Origin of the sequence: Microlunatus ginsengisoli (assembly GCF_039537205.1) — a bacterium.
GTDB lineage: Bacteria > Actinomycetota > Actinomycetes > Propionibacteriales > Propionibacteriaceae > Microlunatus > Microlunatus ginsengisoli.
The window spans coordinates 69,631-84,952 of record NZ_BAABAB010000017.1 but is presented as its reverse complement, the minus strand read 5'-3'; the positions used below and the strand labels follow the sequence as shown (position 1 = coordinate 84,952).

General features: G+C 69.2%; 13 protein-coding genes. 8 read left to right on the top strand and 5 right to left on the bottom strand.

The annotated features are described in order from the left end of the window. Nucleotides 1-13: 13 nt before the first annotated feature. From yidD to rpmH, 3 genes are read right to left on the bottom strand one after another with little or no spacing between them, the layout of a single operon-like run. Complete coding sequence (yidD, locus tag ABD747_RS12905; RefSeq protein ID WP_425562521.1) at nucleotides 14-337, bottom strand: membrane protein insertion efficiency factor YidD; 324 nt, start codon at nucleotides 335-337, stop codon at nucleotides 14-16. Then, nucleotides 334-690 (bottom strand): ribonuclease P protein component, encoded by a 357-nt coding sequence (gene rnpA / locus ABD747_RS12900; protein WP_344805098.1) that lies wholly within the window; start codon nucleotides 688-690, stop codon nucleotides 334-336. The genes yidD and rnpA overlap by 4 nt, the downstream gene beginning before the upstream one ends. Before the next feature lie 14 nt (nucleotides 691-704). Next, nucleotides 705-842, bottom strand: coding sequence for a 50S ribosomal protein L34 (gene rpmH / locus ABD747_RS12895; protein WP_344805096.1), 138 nt, complete (start codon nucleotides 840-842; stop codon nucleotides 705-707). Nucleotides 843-1,280: 438 nt separating this feature from the next. On the opposite strand from rpmH, the gene dnaA reads away from it, so the two are divergent. After that, nucleotides 1,281-2,942: a chromosomal replication initiator protein DnaA gene (gene dnaA, locus ABD747_RS12890; RefSeq protein WP_344805094.1), complete on the top strand. Its 1,662-nt coding sequence runs from the start codon at nucleotides 1,281-1,283 to the stop codon at nucleotides 2,940-2,942. Between the two features lie 75 nt (nucleotides 2,943-3,017). Here dnaA and ABD747_RS12885 read toward each other — a convergent pair whose 3' ends face one another. Continuing rightward, nucleotides 3,018-3,311 (bottom strand): GIY-YIG nuclease family protein, encoded by a 294-nt coding sequence (locus ABD747_RS12885; protein WP_344805092.1) that lies wholly within the window; start codon nucleotides 3,309-3,311, stop codon nucleotides 3,018-3,020. Nucleotides 3,312-3,455: 144 nt separating this feature from the next. After that, nucleotides 3,456-4,361, bottom strand: coding sequence for a polyphosphate kinase 2 (gene ppk2 / locus ABD747_RS12880; protein ID WP_344805090.1), 906 nt, complete (start codon nucleotides 4,359-4,361; stop codon nucleotides 3,456-3,458). Nucleotides 4,362-4,871: 510 nt separating this feature from the next. Between ppk2 and ABD747_RS12875 the strand changes: the two genes are divergently transcribed. The 7 genes from ABD747_RS12875 (at nucleotide 4,872) to ABD747_RS12845 (ending at nucleotide 15,254) form a co-directional block, all read left to right on the top strand. Beyond that, complete coding sequence (locus tag ABD747_RS12875; protein ID WP_344805088.1) at nucleotides 4,872-5,243, top strand: hypothetical protein; 372 nt, start codon at nucleotides 4,872-4,874, stop codon at nucleotides 5,241-5,243. A gap of 161 nt (nucleotides 5,244-5,404) precedes the next feature. Further along, nucleotides 5,405-6,577, top strand: a complete 1,173-nt coding sequence (gene dnaN, locus ABD747_RS12870; protein ID WP_344805086.1) for a DNA polymerase III subunit beta — start codon at nucleotides 5,405-5,407, stop codon at nucleotides 6,575-6,577. Between the two features lie 120 nt (nucleotides 6,578-6,697). Next, entirely contained in the window at nucleotides 6,698-7,747 is a 1,050-nt protein-coding gene (gene gnd, locus ABD747_RS12865) for a phosphogluconate dehydrogenase (NAD(+)-dependent, decarboxylating) (RefSeq protein WP_344805084.1), read from the top strand. Between the two features lie 103 nt (nucleotides 7,748-7,850). Next, the gene (gene recF / locus ABD747_RS12860; protein ID WP_344805082.1) at nucleotides 7,851-8,981 is read left to right on the top strand and encodes a DNA replication/repair protein RecF; all 1,131 of its coding nucleotides are present in this window, start codon (nucleotides 7,851-7,853) and stop codon (nucleotides 8,979-8,981) included. Nucleotides 8,982-9,082: 101 nt separating this feature from the next. Further along, nucleotides 9,083-9,550, top strand: coding sequence for a DciA family protein (locus ABD747_RS12855; protein ID WP_344805377.1), 468 nt, complete (start codon nucleotides 9,083-9,085; stop codon nucleotides 9,548-9,550). Nucleotides 9,551-10,018: 468 nt separating this feature from the next. After that, on the top strand, nucleotides 10,019-13,933 hold the full coding sequence (locus ABD747_RS12850; RefSeq protein ID WP_344805080.1) for an efflux RND transporter permease subunit: 3,915 nt from the start codon (nucleotides 10,019-10,021) through the stop codon (nucleotides 13,931-13,933). A 142-nt stretch (nucleotides 13,934-14,075) separates the two neighbouring features. Beyond that, a complete protein-coding gene (locus ABD747_RS12845; RefSeq protein ID WP_344805078.1) occupies nucleotides 14,076-15,254 on the top strand; it encodes an inorganic phosphate transporter in 1,179 nt (392 codons plus the stop codon). Nucleotides 15,255-15,322 lie beyond the last annotated feature (68 nt).

The window sequence follows — 15,322 nt, the reverse complement described above, 5'->3', positions numbered from 1 at the left end:
CTCAACGCCTCTATCACTTGACACCTCGTCCTTCAGGGGCCCGGTGCGATCTGACGCCGCCGGAGTGTGTGTGCTCGTGGTCGTGCCGAGCCGCTTGCAGCCGGAGCTCCTCGGCGTGCTCGGGAGTGCCGGGCACCGGATCGTATCCGCCGAGGGCCCACGGATGGCAGCTCAACAGCCGGCGCGCGGCGAGCCAGGTGCCCTTCGCCGCGCCGTGCACCTCGACCGCCCGCAGGGCGTACGCCGAGCAGCTGGGGTAGTAGCGGCAGACGTTGCCGTACAGCGGGCTGATCACCAGCCGATAGCCCTTGAGCAGCCAGATGAGCACGTGTTTCACGAGAAACCCTCCCGCCGGCGCAACCGCTCGAGCGCGTTCGGCCAGGCCGCCGAGACGTCGCGACGCAGATCCTCGGCCGAACGCGCGGCCGGTGGTAGCGCTCGCAGCACGACCCGGCTGCCGGCCGGTGTCTGGGGAAGAACACTGCGGGCGAGGTGGCGAAGCTGCCGTTTCACACTGTTACGGGTGACCGCATTGCCGACGGCCTTGGACACCACCAGCCCGACCAGCACGTCCGAGTCGTCAACCGCGTCGGCGTGCACCACCACGGTTGGGCGACCGACCCGAACCCCGCGGCGAACCGTCGTGCGGAAGTCGGCTGAGCTCCGCATCCTCGCCCGCCTCGGCAGCACGGCCGGCGGACGACTCAGGCAGACAGCGCGGCGCGACCCTTGCGGCGCCGGGCAGAAATGATGGAGCGGCCAGCGCGGGTGCGCATCCGAAGGCGGAAGCCGTGGGTACGGCTGCGGCGCCGATTGCTCGGCTGGAAGGTGCGCTTGCTCACGGGAAAGCTCCGAAATCGTCGATCGATGGCTCTACAGAGGGGCCGCCGGACAGACGGCGACCTTCTAACGGTACGGGGCAGCGCCAAACGGGTCAAACCGCCGCGGACGTACGCCCCCGGACGGGCCGCGCAGCCGGTCGCGACCGACCCGGCAGACCGAGTCAACGCGACACGCCGACGCCCCGCAGGAATCTCGGCGGCGACCTTGCACGATGCCCTCCGGGATTGCTAGCTTCCCTACTCTGTCCTAGTTTCCCGGCTCGCTTCCCGGCGGTGATTCGTCCGGCTGGCGGCGCCATCCACGGCACCATCCACACGATGTGGATAACTCTGTGGACCCCGCTAGGGTAGGCGGTTCCTGCTGCACCAGTTCGGCACGACGGGGCGCGACCACGGGGTCCGCTCCGCGGCCGGCCCCAAGATATGTCCGGAGAGCGCGTGACTGATATTCCCGAAGCTGCGGACAAGTCGACATTCCTCGCCTGGGACCGGGTCTACTCGTCCTCACCTCCGGAGCTGCGGCGCTGGCTCAACACCGGACGTCCGATCAGCATGCATCGCGACGCCTTGATGGTGGCGGTGCCGAACACCTTCACCCGCAACCAGCTCGAGGGCCGCTTCCGCGAGCAGATCGAACAGGTGCTGACCTCGTTCTTCCAGCGCCCGGTGCACTTTGCGGTGATCGTCGACGAGAGCCTGAGCAGCTCGCCGATGGAGGAGCCGCCGGCCGACGGTGTTGATCATGGCAACGCGGGTTTCGCCCGGCCCGGATTCGACGGCACCCCGTTCGACGGCACCGGCTACGGCGCGAATGACGGCAGCCGGTTCCGGACCACGGAAATCGACGACGCCCGCCGCACACCGGAGCGCAACGGTCACCACCCGGTCGCCGACGACAACGACGCGCAGTTCGGCTGGCTCGGCGCCCGGACACCCGCCGGCGGGCCGGCCCGCCACGAGCCGGTGCAGGGCACGCTGACCGACGCGGGCGGCGGGCTGGCCGAACCGGTCGACCTGGGCGCGCCGCCGAACCTCAACGACTACGCCCGCGCCCGGCGCGACAGCGAGCCGCGGTTCAACCCGAAGTACTCCTTCGACACCTTCGTGATCGGCGCCTCGAACCGGTTCGCGAACGCGGCCGCGGTCGCGGTCGCGGAGAACCCGGGCAAGTCCTACAACCCGCTCACCATCTACGGCGAGTCCGGACTGGGCAAGACCCATCTGCTGCACGCCATCGGGCACTACGTGCGCAACTACTTCGAGCGGGTCAGGGTGCGCTACGTGTCCACCGAGGAGCTGACCAACGACTTCATCAACTCCATCAGCCAGAACAAGGGCGTGGAGTTCCGCCGGCGCTATCGCGATGTCGACGTGCTGCTGATCGACGACATCCAGTTCCTGGAGGGCAAGGAACAGACTCAGGAAGAGTTCTTCCACACGTTCAACACCCTGCACAACGCGCAGAAACAGATCGTGATGACCTCCGACCGGCCGCCCAAGCTGCTGGAGAACCTCGAGCCGCGTCTGCGCAGCCGGTTCGGTTGGGGGCTGATCACCGACGTCCAGCCGCCCGACCTGGAGACCCGGATCGCCATCCTCCGGAAGAAGGCGGCCCAGGAGCGGCTGTCCGCGGGACCGGAGGTGCTGGAGTTCATCGCCAGCCGGATCCAGACCAACATCCGCGAGCTCGAGGGCGCGCTGATCCGGGTCACCGCGTTCGCCAGCCTCAACCGGCAGCAAGTGGATCTGTCGCTCGCCGAGATCGTGCTGAAGGACCTGATCCCCGAGGGTGGCGAGGCGCAGATCACCTCGACCGCGATCATGGCGCAGACCGCCGCCTACTTCGGTCTCACCATCGACGACCTCTGCGGTCAGAGCCGGACCCACGTGCTGGTGACCGCGCGGCAGATCGCCATGTATCTGTGCCGGGAGCTGACCGACCTCTCGCTGCCCAAGATCGGCCAGCAGTTCGGCGGGCGCGATCACACCACGGTGATGCACGCCGACCGCAAGATCCGGACCCTGATGGCCGAGCGGCGCAGCGTCTTCAACCAGGTCACCGAGCTGACCAACCGGATCAAGCAGTCCGCCCAGCGCTGATCCCGAAGTCAACGTGCCCTGAGCCCGTCGAGAACGTGCCCTGAGCCTGTCGAAGGGCACCCCAGGACGAATACCTCACCGGACCGATTCGTGCGGACCCGCGGTGCACAGCGCCGGCAGGTCGGCAAACCTCCCGGCGACGAGTGCGAGCTTCTTCGCCCGGCGCCAGCCCTTCACCTTCTGCTCCATGGCCCACGCCTCACCGATGTCGTCGAACTCCTGAAACCAGACCAATTCGACGGGTCGCCGCGATGCGGTGTGGCCCTCGACCCGGCCGGCGTTGTGCTGGTCGACCCGCCGAGCCAGATCATGCGTGCTGCCGACGTACAAGGAATCGTCGGCGCAGCGAAGAAGATAGGTGTACGGCATGCCGGGATCCTGCTCCATCGCGCTGACAGTTCCTGATGCCCTTCGACAGGCTCAGGGCACGTTGGCCAAGGCGCTTCGACAGGCTCAGGGCACGTTGGCTGCCGGAAGGCCCTTCGACAGGTTCAGGGCACGTCTTGAGCGCCGTCAGTCGCCGACGGTGTCGCGGGCGCGCTTGACCAGGGATGGGTCGGGCGGATAGACGATCGCCGGGTCCTTGCCCTCGTACTCGAACTGGCTCAGGAAGAACCGCATCGCGTTGATCCGGGCCCGCTTCTTGTCGTTGCTCTTGATCGCCGTCCAGGGCGCGTGGTCGGTGTCGGTGTGGAGGAACATCGCCTCCTTGGCGTCGGTATAGGAGTCCCACCGGTCCAGCGACTCGATGTCCATCGGTGACAGCTTCCAGCGCCGCACCGGGTCGATCTGGCGGATGGCGAACCGGGTTCGCTGCTCGGCCTGGGTCACCGAGAACCACAGCTTGGTCAGCGTGAAACCGCTGTCCACCAGCATCTTCTCGAACAGCGGTGCGTGGTCGAGGAAGCGCTCGTACTCGTCATCGGAGCAGAAGCCCATCACCCGCTCGACACCGGCCCGGTTGTACCAGGAGCGGTCGAACAGCACGATCTCACCCGCGGTCGGCAGATGGGTGACGTAGCGGTGGAAGTACCACTGGCCCCGCTCGGTCTCGGTCGGCTTGGTCAGCGCCACCACCCGGGCGGCGCGCGGGTTCAGGTGCTCCATGAACCGCTTGATCGTGCCGCCCTTGCCGGCCGCGTCCCGGCCCTCGAACAAGATCACATGGCGGCCGCCGACGTCTTGGGCCCAGTACTGGAACTTCAGCAGCTCGATCTGCAGCTGGTACTTCTCGGCCTCGTAGTCGTCGCGGTCCATCCGCTCGTCGTACGGGTAGCCCTCCCGCCACGTCTCGACCGCGCTGCCGCCCGGATCGATCAGGTCCGGGTCCGATCCGTGCTCGTCGTGCCGGACCGTGTAGCCACTGCCGATCAGCTGATCGAGGTACTCCCGGAAGTTCTCCCGGATCACACTGCTCATTTGCACCCGCCTGAACTCGATGGCCCGTCCCGCGCCGGGCGAGCACAGCCTCGCCGGTGCAGATGACGTCAGGGTAACGCCGCGGCGAACGTCCGCCGCCATCGAGGCCGACCGAACGTCGAGATCGGAATCGCCGCGCTGACCTGCGACTTCGGTCCCGATCGCGGAGCTGCCTTGCCAGCCAAGGTGACGATGGTGTAACGCAGTCCGCACAGCTGGGGAGAACACTGTGGATAACCTTCGGTCGGCGCCGGCTCGTTGTGTGCGCGGGGTGGATCTCCGGCGCCAGCCGGGTACGTCCTCCGCAAATACTCCCCGTGTGATTCCGGGTTCTCCACAGCGGCGTCCGCACGGCCGGTGCCGCCGCGGCCAGTGCTGACACCGAGTTGTCCACAGAGCCCACAGAACCTACGACGACGACCAATTGATACATATCTCTCAACGGGTCAAAGCATGCTCGAGGCGATGGATGTGGATTCCGACCCGAACCGGTGAGAGGAAGGCCCGACGGTGAGCTTCCTGCGCAAGCTGTTCAAGCGCGACGCGGCCGAGGAGGAGGACGACAGCCCCATCGTGCTCGACAAGGAGAGCGTCGCCCCGCGGCTGCTGCGGCTGGAGAAGGCGCTCGACGCCGTCGCCACGGAGATGCGCAGCGACCAGTCGATGGACAATCCGGGCTGGCGCGGCCGCGTGAACGAGTACTCCCAGCTCGCGGGGGACTGTATGCAGGTGCGCCGCGGCAGCACCGTGACCCGGGAGGCCGTGCTCGACATCGTGTTCGCGGTCCGCCCGGTCTTCTCCGGTCCCATTCCCGAGGGACTGGAAGGTCTCGGCCCGCTGCAGGCGGAGATGATGGCGGCCGCCGAGGATCTTCGGGCCTAGCGCCTGTGCTCGGCCCGCCGGCAGAGGTACCAGGTCCGTCGGGAAAGATGCGAGGGCGGCGCCGTCTCGACGGCCGTCGGGTGCCGATGGGTAGGATGCTCTGGCCCGGGGCCAGGGCAGCGAACGATGCCCGTGACCAGGCCTGAGGCGGAGGAGGCACGGTGAAGATCCGGCTCGAACGCGACGTCTTGGCAGAGGCTGTCCAGTGGGCAGCACGCAGTCTGCCGACGCGGCCGAGCGTGCCGATCCTGGCCGGGCTGCTGGTGCGGGCGGACGCGGACGGGGTGATGTTCTCCGGGTTCGACTACGAGACGTCGGCCCGGATCTCGGTCAAGGCCGAGGTCAGCGACGAGGGCGAGGCGCTCATCTCCGGCCGGCTGCTCGCCGACATCTCCCGCAGCCTGCCGGCGAAGCCGGTCGACATCACCTCCGACGACACCAAGATGCAGCTGGTCTGCGGTAGCGCCCGGTTCACCCTGCAGACGCTGCCGGTGGCCGACTACCCGGCACTGCCCGAGCTGCCGGAGGCGACCGGCGCAGTGACCAGCGCTGAGTTCGCGCAGGCCGTCAGTCAGGTGGTGGTCGCGGCCGGGCGGGACGAGCTGCTGCCGGTGTTCACCGGCGTCCGGGTCGAGATCGAGGGCGACACCATCTCGCTGCTGGCCACCGACCGCTATCGGATGGCGTTGAAGGAGCTGACCTGGCGGCCGAGTTCGACCAACGCGTCGGCGGTCGCGCTCGTGCCGGCCAAGGTGCTGTCCGACACCGCCCGATCGATGACGGCGGGGGAGGAGGTCGTGCTCAGCCTCAGCGCCGGCCCGGGCGGCGGGTCGCGCGGGGAGGGACTGATCGGTTTCGAGGGCCACGGTGCGGGCGGCGACCGGCAGACCACGACCCGGTTGCTGGACGGGGAGTTCCCGAAGGTCCGGCACATCATGGAGACGCCGCCGCTGATGAACGTCCGGGTCAACACCGCGGAGCTCGTCGCCGCGACCCGGCGGGTGGCCCTCGTCGCGGAACGCAACACGTCGCTGCGGATGGCGGTCGGCGACGGCTCGATCACCCTGGAGGCGGCCACCGGCGACCAGGCCCAGGCCTCCGAGGCGCTGGAGGCGAGCATCGACCAGCCCGGCGGCGGCGACGCCGCGGTGTCCGTGGTCGGCTTCAACCCGACGTACCTGCTGGACGCGCTGGGCGCCTTCGACACCCCGTACGTCAACTTCGGCTTCACCGCCCCCAGCAAGCCCTGCCAGCTGACCGGGCTGGCCGAACCGGACGGCGAGCCGCTGACCGACTACCGGCACGTGATCATGCTGATGCGGCTGCCGGCCTGAACCGCCGATCACCGGGTTCGCGTCCGAAGTTGCACGTGGAACGCGGCGCCTGCCTGAGAAGGTTCGGCCGGCCACTGATAGAAACGACTCCGACGTAGCGGGCGATACCGGGAGCACATCATGCAGCTGGGAATGGTCGGACTGGGCCGGATGGGTGCCAACATCGTGCGCCGGCTGATGCGCGGCGGACACGAGTGCGTCGTCTATGACGTGAACGCCGACTCCGTCCGCCAGCTCGCCGGCGAAGGCGCGGTCGGCGCCGAGAGCCCCGAGGACTTCGTCGCGAAGCTGCAGCAGCCGCGGGCGGTCTGGGTGATGATCCCGGCCGGCCTGACCGGCACGATCGTGGACCAGTTCGCCGCCCTGCTCGACGAGGGCGACATCATCATCGACGGCGGCAACTCCAACTACCGCGACGACGTCCGGCGGGCGAAGAAGCTCCGCGAGCAGGGGATCCACTACGTCGACATCGGCACCAGCGGTGGCGTGTTCGGGTTGGAGCGCGGCTACTGCCTGATGGTGGGCGGCGATGACGAGGCGGTCGGCCACATCGACCCGGTGTTGAAGACCATCGCGCCGGGGGTCGGCGAGATCGAGCGCACCCCGGGCCGGTCCGGAGACCTGGCGGCGGAGGAGCAGGGCTATCTGCACTGCGGACCGTCGGGGTCCGGACACTTCGTCAAGATGGTCCACAACGGCATCGAGTACGGCATCATGGCCGCCTTCGCCGAGGGTCTGAACATCCTGGCCAACGCCGACGCCGGGATCACCCAGGGCGAGCACTCCGCCGAGGTCGCGCCGCTGGAGGAGCCGGAGTACTACCAGTTCGACATCGACACCGCGAAGGTCGCCGAGTTGTGGCGCCGCGGCTCGGTGATCTCCTCCTGGCTGCTCGACCTGACCGCGGCCGCGCTGCAGGCCAACCCGACCCTGGACGGCCTGGCCGGTCGGGTGTCGGACTCCGGCGAGGGTCGCTGGACGGTCAAGGCCGCCGTCGACATCGGCGTGCCGGTGCCGGTACTGGCTGCATCGCTGTTCGAGCGGTTCGCCTCCCGCGACGAGGACCACTTCGCCAACCAGGTGCTGTCGGCGATGCGGCAGCAGTTCGGCGGCCACCAGGAGCTGCCGGCGGGCGACTCCCTCGAGGCCGGCGGCGCGAAGGCGGACTGAGATCGGGCGCGCCCTGAGCGCGGCCAATGCGCCCTGAGCCCGGCCAATGCGCCCTGAGCCTGTCGAAGGGCGGAACGGCCCGGGCGGATTAGGCTGACTCCTCGTGTACGTCGATCACCTGCAGCTGGCCGATTTCCGGTCCTACGAGGCGGTCGACGTGGCGCTCGGCCCAGGGGTGACCACGTTCGTCGGGGCCAACGGCCAAGGCAAGACCAACCTGGTCGAGGCGGTGGAATACGTCTCGACGCTGGGCTCGCACCGGGTGTCCGCCGACCAGCCGCTGGTCCGTGCCGGCGCGGAGCGGGCGATCGTCCGGGTCCGGGTCTGCGCGGGTCTGGACGACGACCGGCAGCTGCTGCTCGAGGTGGAGATCAGTCCGGGCAAGGCCAACCGGGCGAAGCTGAACCGGTCGCCGGTGCGCCGGACCCGGGAGATCCTCGGGTTGCTGCGGACCGTGGTCTTCTCGCCGGAGGATCTGGCGATCGTCAAGGGCGACCCGGCCGAGCGGCGCCGGTTCCTCGACGAGCTGATCACCGCCCGGTGGCCCCGGATGGCCAGCGTCCGGGTCGACTACGACCGGGTGCTGCGGCAGCGCAACACGCTGTTGAAGTCGCTCGCCGGGCGCCCCCGCTCGTGGTCCGACGCCGCCTCGACCCTCGACGTGTGGGACAGCCACCTGGCCGCGGCCGGGGCCGAGCTGCTGGAGGCACGGCTGAGCACGCTGGAGGCGTTGATGCCGCAGGTCGCCAAGGCGTACGCCGACATCGCGCCGACCAACAACGAGGCGTTGGCCGACTACAAGGCTTCCCTCGACCTGGCGGCGGGTGCCTCCCGCGCCGACCTGGCTGCCCTGTTGCTGGCCAAGCTCGCCGAACGGCGGCCGGACGAGCTGCAGCGCGGGCTGACCCTGGCCGGCCCGCACCGCGACGACGTCACGCTGTCGCTCGGCACGCTGCCGGTCCGTGGGTACGCCAGCCACGGCGAGTCGTGGTCGTACGCCCTGGCGCTGCGGCTGGGTGCCTTCCAGCTGCTCCGGGGGGACGGGCTGGAGCCGGTGCTGGTGCTGGACGACGTCTTCGCCGAGCTGGACGCGACCCGCCGGGAGCGGCTCGCCGCCGGGGTAAGTGTCGCCGAGCAGGTGCTGGTGACGGCCGCCGTCGGCGCCGATGTCCCGGATCTGCTGCAGGGACGGCGCTACGAGGTCGCGGCCGGTCAGGTCACCGCGGTGCCGTGAACCCGGACGGAATCGGGCGAGACGGGGCCGGATCCGACGGGGCCGGATCCGACGGAACCGGGCCGGCGGGCCCCGACGATGCGCCCCACGACCCCGGCGGTTTGGGCCTGGCCCGATCGATCGCGAAGTCGACCGGCCGCCCTCGCCGGCGCCGACGTACCGGCCCGCCGCCGGTCTCGGAACCGCAGGCCTCGGGCGCACACCCGGACGACCGCGATCCCAAGACGTTGGGCTCGGCCCTGGACCGGCTGGTGGAGAGCAAGGGTTGGTCGACCGAGGTCAGCGTGCACGCGCTGCTCGGCCGCTGGCCGGCGCTGGTCGGTCCGGAGTTGGCCGCGCACAGCCGGCCGGAGCGCTATACCGACACGGTGCTGACCGTGCGGACCGACTCGACCGCCTGGGCCAGCCAGCTGCGGTTGCTGGCGCCGCAGCTGGTCGCGACGCTCAACCGGCAACTCGGCGACGGCACCGTGACCCGGGTGAGCGTGCTCGGGCCCGATGCACCGAGCTGGAAGAAGGGGAGATTGTCGGTCCGCGACGGACGAGGCCCGCGGGACACGTACGGCTGAGGATGCGGCGCCGGAGACGGATCCGCCCCGCCCGGTCGAGACCGGACGGGGCGAACCGCGGTGACCGGCGCGGCGGTCGCCTCTCGGCGAGTGGCGCAAGGCGGCTCCAGCCGAACTGGTATTCCGACAGCGGCGATAGGTGAGGCCCGGGGACACGTTCCACGCCAGTCGATGCTGTGCAACCGTCGAATCGCCGGCCCTATTCCCGCCCCCGGCCACCCCGGCGGAAACTGTGCAGCTGTGACACCCCTGACCGGCGTGTCGCTGCAAGAGGCGCACAGTTTCGGGGCAGTCGGCGGTGTCCGGGCCGACGAGGGAGGGGGATCGGGGACCTCCCGGGCGCTACCCGGACCCTTGTGGATCGGCTGAGAACGGTTTGTCGGATTCGGTTACGTTCGTCATGCTGCGACGGGCGCCGGGTGGACAAGGATTGTCCCGAACACCGGACGACCGGTCACCGGCGTGGCCTTGAACGAGAAAGAGAGCACCGCCTTCATGACGCACCTGACCAGGTGGAGCCTGGCCAACCGTCTCATCGTCGGCCTCGCCACGATCGCCATCGTCGTGTTCGGACTGATCTCGACGTTCTCGCTCAAGCAGGAGCTGCTGCCCTCGACCACGGTGCCGACGGCCATCATCACCGCCAGCTACCCGGGCGCGACCCCCCAGATCGTGGCCGACGACGTCTCCTCGCCGATCGAGCGGGCCGTCTCCGGCGTGTCCGGGGTGACCGACGTCAGCTCGACGTCATCGAACGGGATGGCCACGATCACCGTCCAGTGGGACTACGGCCTGGACGACGACAAGGTCGTTGCCAACATCCGCAACGCGGTCGACTCGGTCGCGCCGACCATCCCGGACACGGTGAAGACCGACGTCATCACCGGCAGCACCGACGACATCCCGGTGCTGCTGCTGGCGGCGTCGACCGATCTTCCGCTGACCGAGTCGAGCCGTCTGGTGCAGAACGTGGCGGTGCCCGAGCTGAGCGCCATTTCCGGCGTCCGCCAGGTGAACGTGACCGGTGAGGACACCACCCAGCTGACCGTCACGCTCCGGCCGAAGGACCTGACCAAGCACGACATCAGCGCCCAGGTCGTGCAGCAGACGGTGCAGGCTCAGCTGCAGGTCATCCCGGCCGGCAGCGCCTACGACAAGACCCTCGAGCTCGCCGTCCAGGTGGGCACCGCGCCGGACTCGGTGGACAAGGTGAAGAACCTCGCCATCGCGACCGCCGACGGGCCGATCAAGCTGGCCGACGTCGCCGACGTGAAGGTCGAGTCCGTGTCCTCCACCTCGGTGGCCCGCTCCGACGGCCGGCCTGCGCTGAGCGTGTCGGTGCTGAAGGAGTCCGACGGCGACTCGGTCGCCATCTCGCACGCGGTCACCGACAAGCTGCCGGCCCTGGAGAAGTCGATCGGGCACAACGCGACGTTCAACACCGTCTTCGACCAGGCCCCGCTGATCGAGCAGTCCATTCACGACCTGGCGGTCGAGGGTGCGCTCGGACTCGTCTTCGCGGTGCTGGTGATCCTGCTGTTCCTGTGGTCGGTGCGGTCCACGCTGATCACGGCCATCTCGATCCCGTTGTCGCTGCTGATCGCGCTGATCGGCCTGTACGTGGGCAGCTACTCCCTGAACATCTTCACCCTGGCCGCCCTCACCGTCGCGGTCGGCCGTGTGGTCGACGACTCGATCGTCGTCCTGGAGAACATCAAACGGCACAACACCGGCCACGCGGACCTGACCGCCGCCGACATCGTCGAGTCGGTTCGCGAGGTGGCCGGCGCGGTGACGGCGTCCACCGCGACCACGATCGCGGTGTTCCTGCCGGTGGCGATCGTGTCCGGGGTGACCGGTGAGCTGTTCAGACCGTTCGCGATCACCGTTGCGGTGGCCCTGATCGCCTCGCTCGTCGTCTCGATGAGCGTCGTACCGGTGCTGGCGTACTGGTTCCTGCGCCGGCGCCGCCGGCAGAAGGCACCGGCGGGAGCGGCAGCGGTCGCCCCTGCAACGGTCGCCCCGGCCCCGGTCGCCCCGCCAGCGGTCCCCGGACCGGGGGTGCCCGCCGCGGCGGTGGGTGCCGGTGCTGCGGCCAGCCTGGCAGGACCCCCGACCGCTTCGGCGGTGCCGGTGTCGGTCGCGGCGAGCGAACGTCCCGACTTCGACCATCCGTCCGAGCACGTCACCGACGAGACCAAGGTGACCCGGCTGCAGAAGGGCTATCTGCCGGTGCTGGGGTGGGGGCTGCGGCACCCGGTGATCACGCTTGCCATCGCCCTGGTCGTCTTCGTCGGCACCCTCGGCGCGTCCACTCTGCTGAAGACCGACTTCCTCGGCTCGGTCAGCGATCAGTCCACCCTGACGGTGCAGCAGGAACTACCGGCCGGCACCAAGCTGGACACGATGAGCGAGGCTGCGAAGAAGGTCGAGACGGTGCTGGCCGACGACCCGCAGGTGAAGCACTACCTGACCACGATCGGCGGCAGCATCTATGCGGCTGTCGGCACCGGCGCCAACACCGCGGAGTTCACCGTCCAGCTGGTCGACGGTGCGAAGGCCGACGACGTGCGGCCGGATCTGACCAACCGGCTGGGCGAGCTCGGCGACGACGCGGGGAAGATCACGGTGACCCAGGCGGCCAACGGGTCGACCAACAACAACGTCACGGTGACCGTCAAGGGCGACAACATCGACGACGTACGCAAGGGCGCCGAGACGGTCCAGGCCAGCCTGGCGACGATTCCCGGGCTGACCGACCTGACCAGCAACCTCGCCGAGCAGCGCAAGCTGCTCCAGGTCCAGGTCGACCAGAAGAAGGCCGCCTCGTACGGATTCACCCAGGCCGAGGTCGGCCAAGCCGTTGCCGGCGCGATCACCGGCACCAAGGTCGGCGACGTGACGCTGTCCGGGGAGCAGCGCGAGGTCTGGATCCGGACCCAGGACGCTACCGACCCGACCCCGGCCGACATCGGCAACCTGCTGCTGCCGGTCAGCCAGCTGCAGCAGACCAACGCCCAGAAGAAGGCCTCCGACAAGCTGTCCGACCGATCCGACGCCCTGCAGGACAAGCAGCAGGCGATGCAGGACGACCAGCAGGCCAAGGCCGACCAGGCGACCGCCGACCAGATGAAGAAGCTGCGCGACCAGCGGGCCGAGCTGGTCGACCAGCGCTCCGACACCCGCAAGCAGCTCAACGACACCCGGAAGAAGCTCGGGCCGGCACAGAGCCAGCTGACGAAGGCCAACGCCAACCTGGCGAAGGCGCAGAAGGAGTTGCAGGCAGTGAGTCCGGTTGCCGATGGCACACCGGCCAATCCGCCGGCGTCGGTCAACTTCATCGCCGCGCAGCAGGCGGTGGCCGCCGCGGCGCAGCAGGTGGCCGGCGCGAGCGCCGGGGTGACTCAGATCCAGGCGGGGATCAAGCAGCTGGAGACGGCCGTCGACCAGCTCGACAAGAGCATCGACCAGATGGACGAGCAGATCAGCTCGGCCAACGACCAGGCCGCGGAGTCCGCTACCCAGCGGCAGAAGGCCCAGCAGCTGACCGACCAGCAGAAGAAGCTCGCGGAGGATCAGAAGAACCTGACCGACGTACGCGCCGGCGCCATCCGGGTGAAGGATGTCGCGACCGTCAAGGAGGTGCAGGCCCCGAGCACCGTCACCCAGATCAAGGGCGACCCGTCGGTGACCATCACCGGCACCCCGTCCGGCACCGACCTCGGCGCGCTGACGACTCAGATCAACGCCACCCTGGCCGGTATCGACAACCTGCCGCCCGGTGTCTCGGCCGAGGTCGGTGGCGCGGCCAACGACCAGCAGCAGGCCTTCCAGCAGCTGGGCCTGGCCATGCTGGTCGCCATCGCGCTGGTGTTCATGATCATGGTCGGCACGTTCCGGAGCCTGGTCCAGCCGCTGATCCTGATGGTCTCGATCCCGTTTGCGGCCACCGGCGCCATCGCCGCGCTGCTGATCACCGACACCCCGCTCGGGGTCCCTGCGATGGTGGGTCTGCTGATGCTGATCGGCATCGTGGTCACCAACGCGATCGTGCTGATCGACCTGATCAACCAGTACCGGACCAAGGGCGAGGACCTCCGCACGGCGATCACCGACGGAGCCCGGCTGCGGCTGCGGCCGATCATCATGACGGCCTCGGCGACCATCTTCGCGCTGATCCCGATGGGCCTCGGGCTCACCGGCGGCGGCGCCTTCATCTCCCAGTCGCTGGCCGTGGTCGTGATCGGCGGTCTGGTGTCGTCGACGATCCTCACCCTGCTGCTGGTGCCGGTGCTGTACTCACTGGTCGAGCGGCGGAACGAGAAGAAGCGGCTGCGCGACCTGACCCCGCCGGCCGCCCCTGCAGCTCCGGCGGCCGGCTGAGCCCGCGATCCACGGGACCAACGGCTGGCCGTCAGGTGTCGAAATCACCCTCAACGGGTGACGAGCAAGCGACCAATGGCCCTCGTCAGGCCGGCCTTGGCAAACCACAATTGACCCTGTCAACGCCGACTAAAGGGTCACCATGGACTGGCTTCTCGTTGCCATCATCGCGGTCATCGCTCTGGCTTTGCTCTTCGACTTCACCAACGGCTTCCACGACGCCGCCAACTCGGTTGCGACCGTGGTGGCCACCCGTGCCATGCCGGCCCGCTGGGCCCCGTGGTTCTCCGCCTTCTTCAACTTCGTCGCCTTCTTCGTGGTCGGTACGGCCGTCGCCAACACCGTGGCGAAGGTGGTCAAGCACGACAGCGAGGGAGTCGCGGTGGTCTTCGCCGCGCTGATCGCGGCGATCACCTGGAACTACATCACCTGGTACGTCGGGATGCCGTCCTCATCCAGCCACGCCATCATCGGCGGCCTGGTCGGGGCCGGGCTCGCGGCCGGGGGGTTGAAGGCCATCAACTGGGGCGTGGTGCGGACCGCGCTGATCGCGATCGTCGCCTCGCCGCTGGTCGCCTTCACGGTCGCGTTCCTCGCCATGCTGCTGATCGCCCGCATCCAGCGCCGCTGGCGGATCCGCGAGGACGCCAAGGCGTTCAAGGGCCTGCAACTGGTGTCCGCCGCCGCGGTCTCGTTCGGCCACGGCGCCAACGACGCACAGAAGACGATGGGCATCATGGCCGCCCTGCTCTACGCGGGCGGCTACATCGGCCTGCAGGCCGACGGCAACCTGGAGATCGACTGGTGGATCCCGCTGCTGGCCTACTCCGCGATCGCGGCCGGCACCATCTGGGGCGGCTGGAAGATCATCGAGACGATGGGTCTGCGGATCACCTCGCTCCGCGCCAGTTCCGGGCTCGCCGCGAACATCGGCGCGGTGACCGCGATCTTCGGAGCGACCGGGATGGGCATCCCGATCTCCACCACCCACGCCGCCGCCTCCTCGGTCAGCGGGTCCGGGGTTGCCTCGGGCCAGGGCATCAACATCCGCGTGGTCGGTGAGATGGTGCTGGCCTGGATCGTGACGATCCCATCCACCGTGGTGATCGGCTGGCTGATGCTGGAGCTCACCCGGCTGCCCGGCGCCGCCTCCTTCATCGCGGTCGGTGCGGCCCTGTTCGTGCTGTTCGGCTGGATCGCGTGGGCCATGTCGAAGGCGCTGCGGGCCGACGACGTCGCGGCCGAGATCCCGTCCGTGGCGGAGCTGCGTGAGCCGGTTTCGGCCGTTCCGCACATCGAGGGTCACGGATCGGTGGAGTGAGCTCGGCGCCCGCTGCCGGGACGACCCCTCCCGGGCCGGCGGGGACCGACGTGTCCGGGCCGCACCGC